The following is a 10,587-nucleotide window of genomic DNA, read 5'->3' as shown; positions in this document are numbered from 1 at the left end:
GCAACGTGATCACTCGTTTCGGGATCGTGATCACCGATTTCGGCAGCGTCGTCGAAGTGATCACGTTCCGCCGAAACCAGCGAGCAGCTTCCCGCCGAAACAGGTGATCACGTTCCCCCGAAATCGCTGATCAAGCGCCCCGAAATACGCAAGCTGGGGACCTCGTCAGCGAATTCCATATGGGCCAGCAGGCCTTAAGGCCTGCAACAAACGGGCCGGACATAAGCGTGCTGCCTCTACCTGTCGACCACCATGTCAAATCGACCTTGCTATCCGGGAGGCGTCCACATAAGCACTTCCCTAGAGTAGCCGGTTGAAAGGGCGCATGCTTCCACTGCGGCCCCATCGCAGCTCAAGCATAGCGCCGTGTGTGCACGCCTGCGATCTCCTTCGCTCGAGAACAAGACAGCCGTTCCTCGACGTGGTCAGTGGACTGACCACACCAATATGAAATCCTAATGCTGACGCTTGTCGGCAATGAGCGGAAGTGTCACATGGCGTTGGCAGCCAACGGGCGTAAAGAAGACTTTCCGAGGCTTCGGGTCAATGCGCCCAGAACCCGTGAAGTGCCCCATGGGGGTTCCGGCCGCTCAAGTCGCACGCTCCTCTGCTGAGCCGATCAAGGGATATCGAGGTCGCTGAAATGCCTTCCAGCATCTAGAACTCCAGATCGCTGACCACGCGGTCCAGCCTGCCAGCGCACCATTGAAGTGGAGAGTAGAGTACTTCGCCGGTGTATTCGCGGAGTATCGCGCCTACGGTAAAGATCGTGGTCACGGTTTTCGTACCTTCCCGCGACGGACCTTGCTCATGAGTGAATCCTTCTGAATGCGGCCTGTTTAGGAAACGGGGGGGTTGCCTCGAGCAAGTTCACCCCTGCAGCCGACATCCTTGTGAACTGCAACATGGACGGCGCCGAAAGCGGCCGTACTTGCGTGCTAGACGCGCATTCAACTATATTGATCGGGCGTTAAGGAGCGATTCCCGACACATATCCGAGCCGAGCGTTCGCTGCCGCAGCCGCTGTCAGCGGGAACTGCGGCGCAACGACAGGAAGCCTATGATTCCCAAAACTGGGCCCGGCAGAAGCACCCAGGACGTTTTCATGCCCAGGTCCCCTAGCAACGTGGACACGAGGGTAATGGAAGCCACCGTCAGCGCAAATCCAATCGAGTTCTGAATGGCGAGTGCACCGCCGACCAAGGGCAGAGGGCATGTCTTGGCAGCTAACGCTGAAAACTGCGGGGAATCTGCGACAACTGCCGCTCCCCAAATCAAGAAAAAAACCAACAGGCAACCCCGTGACAGCGCGTCTGCCGCGAACGGCAAGAGAAAGCAGCACACTCCTGAAATCGCGAGAGCGCTGAGCGCGACGCGGGCACTATCTACCCAGCGGGTTAGCACGCCGCCGAAGACGCACCCAATGGCGCCAACCCCAATGATGGCGAAGGCCAGCGCTGAGATGCCCTGTGTTTCGAAAAGCGAAGGCAGGGGCGAGCGTGCAACGAGCATGGGTAGTATGGTCCAGAAGGCATAAAGCTCCCACATGTGCCCGAAATAACCTACCGCAATCGCTCTGAACTGGGGATCGCGAAACGCGTGCAATGGATTACCCGGATTCGGGCCGCCCGGGCGGCGCATCGGCAAGTGCGGTCCGTTACCCAAGTAGATGACCATGACTGCCGCAATACCTGCCAGCACCGAAGAGCCAGCCATGACGTACTGCCACGGCCATTGTGCGGCCATAATTCGCAAGCCATGCGGCAGCGCGCTCCCTAAGGTCAGCATGCCTACCAGCAATGCAAGCGCTGCCCCTGCTCTATCGGGGGCCCAGCTAATAATCAGCTTCATCCCAATCGGATAGACGCCAGCGAGACATACGCCCACAGCAAACCGAAGTGCGATTGCTGCGGAGAAATCCCCTGACAGACACGCGAACCACGCGTTGAAAGCAGCACCAAGCAGTGCCGAAAGGCAAAAAATTCGGCTCGCCGAGAACCTGTCCGCGAGTCCGAATACGGCGAATACCAGGGTACCCAGTATGAAGCCGCTCTGAACCGCCGCCGTGAGCATGCCAATGTTTGCGGCCGTCAGCCCCCACGTCCGGGCAAGATCGTCGGCCGCGCTGTTGGCGCTGAACCAAAGCGAGGTTCCGAACAATTGCGCGGTGGCTATTGTCAATACAGGGTCGAGACGAAGCCATCCCGACTTCAGAGCAGCATTTGAAGATTGAGCCATACTCTGGGAATGCATTCTGTTGCTGGGAGCGGACTTCAATCCGCGGTATCAGCCAGCGCAGCACCTTTGATCGGCGAGGGGAAACGATGGAGCACACGTATGCGCTACTGCTTCCGCGCACCATCCGGGTCAGCACGATGGTCGATGTTGAGCTGCATGAAGACAAGGTCCAGCCACTTGCCGAACTTCGTGCCAACCTCCTTCATCAGGCCGACCTGCTCGAAGCCCAGTTTTTCATGTAGACGGATCGAGCTCGCGTTACCTGCTTCGATCGCGCTGACTATGATGTGTTTGCCGAGTTCGCCCGCACGCTCGATAAGAGCTTTCATTAGCGAGCCGGCAATACCTTTGCCACGCTGGTCAGTTCGCACGTACACCGAGTGCTCCACGGTATGGCGATAGCCATCAAACGCGCGCCAATCCCCAAATGACGCATAGCCGACCACAACGCCCGTTGCGTCCAGCGCCACGAGAACCGGTAAGCCGGCCTTGCGCCGTGCGGAAAGCCAGTCCAAGCGATTGGCCACATCGACAAGGACCTCATTCCAGATTGCCGTCGTGTTCTCCACAGCATCGTTGTAGATCGCACATACCGCTTCCATGTCTTCTGGCGTGGCATCGCGAATCGTTATTTCGGTCATCATGTACCCCTTCAATATGGTCAAAGGTCTCCGCGCTGCCTGCTGGCGGCGGCATTGGATCCCTATGCGGTGGTCGAAATCAGGCGCTCGCCTACTCGTCCAGGAGCCAGATGCCGTGCTGCCTCAGCAGACATGCATCCACCCGGGCGCTCGAGGCAGCCGACTGCCCTAACACACGCGTCTGCCACCTCATCGCCCTTCTCTATCAAGAGTTTGGCGAAGAATCCGCGCATGTGCTCTTCAGCTCGAAAATTGTGCGGCGTCAGCACCATTGAAAACACCGGTGTGTCCGTTTCGAGTTGCACGCGCATCAACCCCTCCACGACGGCTTGAGCGACGAACTCGTGCCGATAGATGCCTCCGTCAACAACGAGCGCACTTTCAATAATCGCCGCATAGTCTCCGCGTGTCGCGATCCGTTTGGCGAACAGCGGAATTTCGAATGCTCCAGGCACTTCGAAGAAGTCTACGGCATCGGTAGACACCCCGAGTTGGACCATGCGGCGCAGGAATCCCTCAAGCGCGTTCTCCAGCAGGTCTTTGTGCCACTCCGCCTGAATGAATGCAACACGCGCCGCGCGGGAAAAAATGCTTGTCTTCATAACAATCTCCTAGCGGAGGGATCGCCTCCGCCCACATCACCCAGGTGTTATTGGGAAACCGGAGCCGTCAGACCCGGGCGCTCGCTTCGCCGCGTCAGCAAGGTTACGATGATCAACGTCGCGATGTTCAGTACCAGTGCGACAACGCCGACATTCACGTCCTTCAAAGCATCCGGCAGGAATGGAAAGAGCGAAGCCACCGACTGCTTAGTCAAAGACACCCACGCAACCGTCGCCTCTCCCACGGCAATGCTAGTCATTGCCGCGACCGGCGTCACCGGATTATTCCGCAGCGAACTCATCACAAGGACCGGGAACAACTGGGTGACGAACGCGTAAGCCATCAGCAGAAGTGCGACGATCGTCTTCCCGCCCTGGAGCGCGAAGAAGAGCCCGACTGCCATGATGCACGGTGCCATCCACTTACTCAGCTTTACGATCTCGGCGCTGCTGGCAGACGGGCGCAACGGACGATAGACGTTATTGGCCAGCAAGGTTGCCGATGTCATCAGAATCATGGAACCCGGCACTAGCGCTGTCAGAACGCCTGCCGCCCCGATGACACCAACAAACCATGGGTCGAAGGTTTGCAGCGAAATCTTCAACAGTGCCAGATCGATGTCGCTTCCTTTGAGCCCAGGAATCTGCAGGACTGCAGTAAATCCGACGAAGAAGATAAACAAGAGCATCAACTGGTAGATCGGCAGAACGTAGGCATTCTTGCGCAACACCACGTCGGTCTTTGCCGTGTAGGTCGCCATGAACATGTGTGGCCACATGTAGAAGCCGAGCGCCGAAAGCAGAACGGTCGAAACCAGCCACACCGGGCTTTCACCGGACTCGCGCAGGGCAAGAAAACCTGGCTTTGCTGCCTCGATGTCCGCAAACATCTGCCCGACGCCACCGTGGTAGTGGAACGGCAGATAGAGGCCGAGGAACACGGCGACAAACATGACCAGGATGTCCTTGACCACCGACGTCCACGCGGACCCGTGTACGCCGGAGATGGCCACGTACAAGGCCACCACAATGGCACCGATCCACATGCCGTGGCTGGAGTCGATGGCGCCATACGATGCAACGCTCACGATAATGCCAAGCCCCTTGAGCTGCAACACCAGGTATGGCATCAGTGCCACGATGCCGACAACGGCGACCAGGATGCCCAGTGGCCGGCTGTCATACTTCGACGCGAAGAAGTCGGATTGAGAGATCAGGTTCTTCGCTTTGGCATAGCGCCAGATCAGCGGTAACAGCCAGTACGACAGGACAAAGCAAAGGCTTCCATAGCCCAGCATGTAGTAGGCCGGACCACCGTGGCCATATGCGTATCCACTCGCGCCAAGGAAGACGAACGTCGTGTAGATTTCACCGGCCATCAACAGGAACACGATTGCCGTGCCGAAGCCTCGGCCGCCCACCGCCCATTCCTCCAGGCTCATCTTTTTTCCTCGCCTGGCCAGCAAACCGAGCGCAAGTGCCAGGGCAATGGCACCAAAAATGAAGATCAGGGCGCTGTTCATACGTGCTCCTCAGCCGCGGTCCCGCGATCGTCGTGCGCCTTACTATCGCTGTGAAAGATGATCGCCATCACAACTGACGTGAGTACGAGATTGAGGGACAGCCAGCCCAGCAGAAAGGGCATACCGAGAATCTGGGGGGGTAACGCGGTTCAGAAAGAACGGGCCTATCAGCACGCCTGCGGCGGGTAGCAAGGCTAGTAAATGGATGGGGCGCATCTGCATCTCCTTTGGTGGCAATAAACTTCCTACCCCGCTCAAGTTGGTGACCGAAGGTACCAACGTGAACGGGCCGGATTGGGCGGAACGTTGTTGTGCTTTCTGGAGTTGTCCTGGTGTTCGTCGCTTCAGGCGTCGGCCATCACGTGTGAAATGCTTTTCACGTTCGTGTAGCACTCGAGCCCTTCGATGCCTCCTTCGCGTCCGTACCCGCTTTCCTTCACGCCACCGAATGGCGTTTCCGACACGGCGGAAGTCAGGTGATTGATTGCGAGGTTGCCCACCTCCAGCTCGTCGCCAAGGCGATAGGCGGCCGCTGCAGAGCGAGTGAATGCGTATCCGGCAAGGCCATAAGGCAGGCTGTTGGCACGTTCGATGGCTTCGTCGAGCGATTCGACAGGGGCAATCAGGCTCAGAGGCCCGAATGGCTCTTCTAGCATCGCGCGGGCGGTGGACGGGACATCGGCAAGTGCGGTGAACGGGAACATGTATCCTGCGCCCGGCAATGGCTCCCCACCGCAAAGCAGGCGAGCTCCTTGATGGATCGCGTCTTTCACCAACTCGTCAAGGCAGGCAAGTCGCCGCTCATTTGCGACAGGTCCGATATCACTGCTCGGCTCCAGCGCATGCCCCACCCGGATCCGGGCACCGTACCGAGCAAATGCTTCGACAAACCTGTCGTAGACCTTGCGATGAACGAAGAAGCGCGTAGGGGCAACGCATATCTGCCCGGCGTTGTTCAATTTCCCCTTTACGCAGGCGAGGGCTGCCGCGTCGGGATCGGCATCATCGCAAACGATGACCGGCGCGTGACCGCCCAACTCCAGAATCGCCGGCTTCATGTGTTGGGCTGTCAGGCCGGCCAGGTGCTTCCCCACGAGCGTGGAGCCAGTAAACGTGACGGCACGGACGACCGGGCTGGCGACCAGGACGACGAGATCATCCCCGGCTCTCCAAATACCAGGTTCAGCACACCAGCAGGAAGTCCGGCATCGCGGTAGGCCTGGGCCAACATCACGGCTCCCGCAGGCGTTTCCTCAGCGGCCTTGAGAATGATCGAACATCCGGCAGCGAGGGCACCACCCACCTTGCGCGCGGGAGAACTCATCGGGAAGTTCCATGGCGTGAATGCGCCAATCACGCCAATGGGTTCGCGGATCACCGTATGCCGCATGGGCGGCTCTGCCGGGATCACACGTCCGTACAACCGCTTGCCTTCGTTCGCATCCCATGTCATCAAGTCACAACCACGCAGCACCTCAGCGCGCGCCTGCGCCAGGGTCTTGCCTTGCTCCAGGGCAATGGCGGTCGCAATGGCCTCGACTCGTTCGAGAATCAAGTCAATCGCCTTCAGCATGATCTCGGCGCGCCGTGCGGGCGACGTGCGACGCCAGATCTTCAGACCATCGGCCGCGGCCGACAAGGCATCGTCGAGGTCTGCAGTCGTTGCGATTGGCACAGTGCCGATGGTTGTTTCGTCCGATGGGTTGATAACGGGCCGACCGGGCGCGCTGCGCCACTTGTCGGCGATCAGCATTCGAATTTCCGGATAGGAAGTCATGTGCATTGCCTGCTGGAGATAAGGAGAGATCGAAGCCATTCAGTCGCCTGCGATGGGGACGCCCGTGACACCTGGCGCGCACACGGCGCATCGGGAAGGACGAGCGTGTCCGACATGGGCGCGTAGCGCCCATGTGCGACCTGACGTCTCGGGGGTTTTGGAGCTGGACCTAGGCGGCTACGGCGCCTTTCACAGCCGGCGCTTCGACACTATGGAAGTTGCGCCCAAAGTAGATCAAGGCGTCGCGATCATTGCGCGTCCGCACGGCTTTGATCTCACAGAGAAACATGGTGTGCGTGCCAACGTCCATCATGGATGCGACTTCGCAGTCCAAAGCGCTGACGGTGCCGGCAATCACGGGGGCACCGGTCACCAGCCGATCCCATTCCACATCGGCAAAACGCTCCTCGACCGAGACGCTCTTGCTCGAGAACCGGATAGCCGCGTCTTGCTGATCCGCTGCGAGAACATTGACGCAAAGGCAGCCGTTCTCACGCACAACCTCGTTGTTCTTGCTGCCACGATTGATACAGACAAGCAGAGTTGGCGGCTCGTCCGTGATGCCGCACACTGCCGATACTGTGCAGCCGGCCAGTCCACCTTCGCCGTTACTAGTGATGATGTTGACCGCGGCCCCTAGCCCGGCCATGGCTTCTCGGAACGATGTTTTGTCTACCATAGTGCTCCCCTTAGCTTGGGGCCTCATAGTTTGTGAAGGACGTGCTGCGCGGATTACCGCACAGCGGCGCGTGCCTTGGCTGCGGCATGGGTGACCGGCAGGCGTGCATGACCGAACAGCTTTTCGCGATACGTACCTTCGCGATAGGCGGTCTTGTACACGCCGCGCTCCTGCAGGAGCGGTACCAGCAGATCGATGACGTCGTCGAGACATTCCGGAGCCACCGTACGCGACAGGTTGAACCCTGCTACACCGGTCTCGTTGGTCCACTCGATCATCAGGTCAGCGATCTGTTCGGCAGAGCCGACCCACGGTGCCTGGCGGCTACCCAGCGGCATCTGTTCGAGCAGCTTGCGCAAGGTCCATTGGGCCCCTGCGCTGCGAGTCATGGCTTCCACGTTGGAAACGATCGCCTGGCTCTTGCTCACATCGATCGGCTCGTCGAGGTCGTAGCGCGAAAAATCGATGCCAAGCGAACTGGCTGCGTGTGCGAGTGCGCCTTCCGAACTCACATATCGCTTGTATTCCTCGTACTTCTCCTGCGCTTCCTTTTCGGTGCCACCAATGATCAGCGTCGCTCCCAGGAATGCCTTGACATCGTCCGCGATGCGGCCAAAGGCCACAGCCTTCGCGCGGATGTCGTCGACGATGGTCTTGACGCCGTCCTTCTTCTGGCCATTCACGAAGACGCATTCAGCGTGCGTCGCGGCAAACTGCCTGCCACGCGTCGAGGAGCCTGCCTGGTAGAGCACCGGTGTCCGCTGCGGCGACGGAGCGCATAGGTGCATCGCATTTACCTTGTATTGACGACCGCGATGGTGGATCACGCGAACCTTCGACGGGTCTGCGTAGATGCCTCTGGCCTTGTCGTTGATGACCGCGTCGTCATCCCAGCTTCCTTCCCAGAGCTTGTACACCAACTCCAGGTACTCGTCGGCCAGATCGTAACGGTCATCGTGCGCAACCTGCCCGTCGAGGCCGATGGCTCGCGCCGCGCTGTCCAGATAGCCAGTCACGATGTTCCAGCCGATGCGCCCACCTGTCAGATGGTCGAGCGTCGACATGCGGCGGGCAAACAGGAACGGCTGCTCGTAGGTGAGGTTGGCCGTAACGCCGAACCCCAGATTGCGTGTGACCGCGGCCATGGCCGGAATCACTAACATTGGGTCGTTCACCGGCACCTGCACGGCGTTTTGAACAGCCGCGTTGGCGTTACCACCGAAGACGTCATAGACCCCAACGACATCGGCAAAGAAGATGCCATCGAACAGCCCACGCTCAAGTTTCTTGGCGTAGTCCACCCAGTATTGAACCTCGCTGTACCGGCTCGATTCATCACGGGGATGGGTCCACAGTCCCTGCTGGATATGACCCACGCAGTTCATCTCAAATGCGTTCAGGTGGATTTCACGACTCATTTCTACTCCTAGTTGTCGAGAGAGACTTGGAAGGAAGGTATCCCCCCATGCCGTTTACTATAGTAAACAATCGAGCATGAAAAAAGACATTTCGGCCGGAGGTAAACCCCTAGATGGGATCTGAGTTTATGCAGCCTTCGGTTCTAGCTTCAAGCGCAACCGCTTCGATCCGCCTGGCCGCGTCTGGTGGCAGTTGCTCGAAGAAGGCGCGCCGTCTCGCGCGAGCAGCCCTGACAGATCCAGAGCACTTGCTGCCGCTCGGATCGACTACCACCGTGGCAAAGCGATGGCCTTTGTGCAGCGCGAATTCGTCCATGGCTAGGGAACGAATGCCGGCATGTGGCAATTCAGCCCCCCAAATTCTTCGAAAACTAAAGAAAAAACGCCCGACGAAACGTCGGGCGCTATAAGGGACGCATTGTCGGGGGATACATACAACCGACTTGGGTGCACCTAACTGGCGCACCCCGATGAACATACTAATCGCAGCCCACAAAAAGTATTATCAGATCTTCTCGAATTTCCACCAAGGATTTTCTGATATGGCACTAGCCCGCAAGCCCACAACATGAGTGCGAACCTATCTAGCCCCTCCAGCTCTGCTTGTCACAGGTGGAAACACATACCAGCCACCGTCGCAGTGCCGGAAGAACATGATCGACAGCGTACCAGTAGCGCGGTTGCACTCCACACAAACAAAGCGGCTGCGGCAGTCTCGCAGGCGGCCCGTACCGATAACGCGGGGCGGCTTCCCTACCGACGGTGTAAGCCATTTTTCAACCATTGAACGTAACGACTTCTCTGCTGCCATGCTTCCTCCATTGACGGATAGTTGATGGCAATATCGAATGCATTCTGTGCTTTCGTAATGCCACTACAGGCGAAGCGCACGATCCAACGCCGTCCTTTGCGGGCGATAAATGGCATCGGGTTCGCCCGATTACATTTAATTAACGCCCCTAATATCCCCGACGACATAGTCGGACCGACATTTCCCGCATGAATTAGGCAGTACACTGAGATCCATCGTGACAAACGGCTAAATTCCGAGCCAACCCATTGATGCATCCCATGGACTGAGCGCATGACCTCAAGAGGCAAACGGGCACACTACCGTTTCTTAGTTCGACGTCTGCAAGGAAATCATTCCGCGAAATCCATTCCACTGCGCTGAATGCCTTATCCTCGACAGAAGGTCGCGCGTCAGCCGCGCCGCGCTTTGCCATGATTTCTGTATAACGCGGGTAGCTACCCGTCGGGCTATTCATTTTCGAACTGCCTGGCTCAATAGAGACACATCAAGCCGATCAATAGGAGAACATCTCCGCCGGCCATGGGCGAGAATCGCGGACAGGAAAAACGCCGGACGTGAACTCCAGCCGCACCAAGCGAAGCGTTGGTGGGTAAAAAAAGGGTTCTTCGCAGAAAACCGTGGCCCGAAAGAGCACATTTTGTATGCTGATGTCTGTTTCTTCAGGTATCAGGGGGATGTGTGCTGGATCGCAAGACGCTGCAAGCACTGGGTTGCTGGAAGGGCTACCGGCTGGAGCGCGTGGAATGGCCGGAGGGAGAGAGCCGTACGCTGTCGTTGTACTTGAAGCCGGTCAGCAAGGTCATGCATTGCGAGGAGTGTGGCGCGCGCTGCCATCAGGTGCATGAGACAGTGGTCAGGCGAGTCCGGGACCTTCCGCTGTTCGAGTATCGGGTCG

The 10,587-nt window shown here is 58.4% G+C and carries 9 protein-coding genes and 2 pseudogenes; 1 reads left to right on the top strand and 10 read right to left on the bottom strand.

Annotation, left to right across the window (positions count from 1 at the left end):
• Positions 1–1,026 precede the first annotated feature (1,026 nt).
• The 10 genes and pseudogenes from A3AG_RS0100845 to A3AG_RS33820 all read right to left on the bottom strand — a co-directional run.
• A complete protein-coding gene (locus A3AG_RS0100845; RefSeq protein WP_232348029.1) occupies positions 1,027–2,253 on the bottom strand; it encodes an MFS transporter in 1,227 nt (408 codons plus the stop codon).
• An 89-nt stretch (positions 2,254–2,342) separates the two neighbouring features.
• Positions 2,343–2,882, bottom strand: coding sequence for a GNAT family N-acetyltransferase (locus A3AG_RS0100840; protein WP_012354645.1), 540 nt, complete (start codon positions 2,880–2,882; stop codon positions 2,343–2,345).
• Between the two features lie 59 nt (positions 2,883–2,941).
• Positions 2,942–3,481 (bottom strand): 6,7-dimethyl-8-ribityllumazine synthase, encoded by a 540-nt coding sequence (locus tag A3AG_RS0100835; RefSeq protein WP_012354644.1) that lies wholly within the window; start codon positions 3,479–3,481, stop codon positions 2,942–2,944.
• A gap of 47 nt (positions 3,482–3,528) precedes the next feature.
• Complete coding sequence (locus A3AG_RS0100830) at positions 3,529–5,004, bottom strand: sodium:solute symporter family protein (protein WP_012354643.1); 1,476 nt, start codon at positions 5,002–5,004, stop codon at positions 3,529–3,531.
• Complete coding sequence (locus A3AG_RS34435; protein WP_018003724.1) at positions 5,001–5,126, bottom strand: hypothetical protein; 126 nt, start codon at positions 5,124–5,126, stop codon at positions 5,001–5,003. The genes A3AG_RS0100830 and A3AG_RS34435 overlap by 4 nt, the downstream gene beginning before the upstream one ends.
• A gap of 222 nt (positions 5,127–5,348) precedes the next feature.
• Positions 5,349–6,098 carry an aldehyde dehydrogenase family protein gene (locus tag A3AG_RS34740; protein ID WP_306414578.1) on the bottom strand — a complete coding sequence of 250 codons (750 nt, stop codon included), beginning with the start codon at positions 6,096–6,098 and terminating at the stop codon, positions 5,349–5,351.
• Positions 6,074–6,820 carry an aldehyde dehydrogenase family protein gene (locus A3AG_RS34735; RefSeq protein ID WP_306414577.1) on the bottom strand — a complete coding sequence of 249 codons (747 nt, stop codon included), beginning with the start codon at positions 6,818–6,820 and terminating at the stop codon, positions 6,074–6,076. The genes A3AG_RS34740 and A3AG_RS34735 overlap by 25 nt, the downstream gene beginning before the upstream one ends.
• Positions 6,821–6,950: 130 nt before the next feature.
• Entirely contained in the window at positions 6,951–7,460 is a 510-nt protein-coding gene (locus A3AG_RS0100815) for a flavin reductase (RefSeq protein WP_012354642.1), read from the bottom strand.
• A 53-nt stretch (positions 7,461–7,513) separates the two neighbouring features.
• A complete protein-coding gene (locus A3AG_RS0100810) occupies positions 7,514–8,878 on the bottom strand; it encodes an LLM class flavin-dependent oxidoreductase (protein ID WP_012354641.1) in 1,365 nt (454 codons plus the stop codon).
• Positions 8,879–9,017: 139 nt separating this feature from the next.
• Positions 9,018–9,209, bottom strand: a pseudogene (locus tag A3AG_RS33820) (transposase); the annotation flags it as partial.
• A gap of 1,161 nt (positions 9,210–10,370) precedes the next feature.
• On the opposite strand from A3AG_RS33820, the pseudogene A3AG_RS0100805 reads away from it, so the two are divergent.
• Positions 10,371–10,587: pseudogene (locus tag A3AG_RS0100805) on the top strand (transposase family protein); the annotation flags it as partial.

Origin of the sequence: Cupriavidus neocaledonicus (assembly GCF_000372525.1) — a bacterium.
GTDB classification, from domain to species: domain Bacteria; phylum Pseudomonadota; class Gammaproteobacteria; order Burkholderiales; family Burkholderiaceae; genus Cupriavidus; species Cupriavidus neocaledonicus.
Note: the sequence above shows the minus strand (reverse complement) of the source record. Positions and strands in the feature narration are given on the sequence as shown.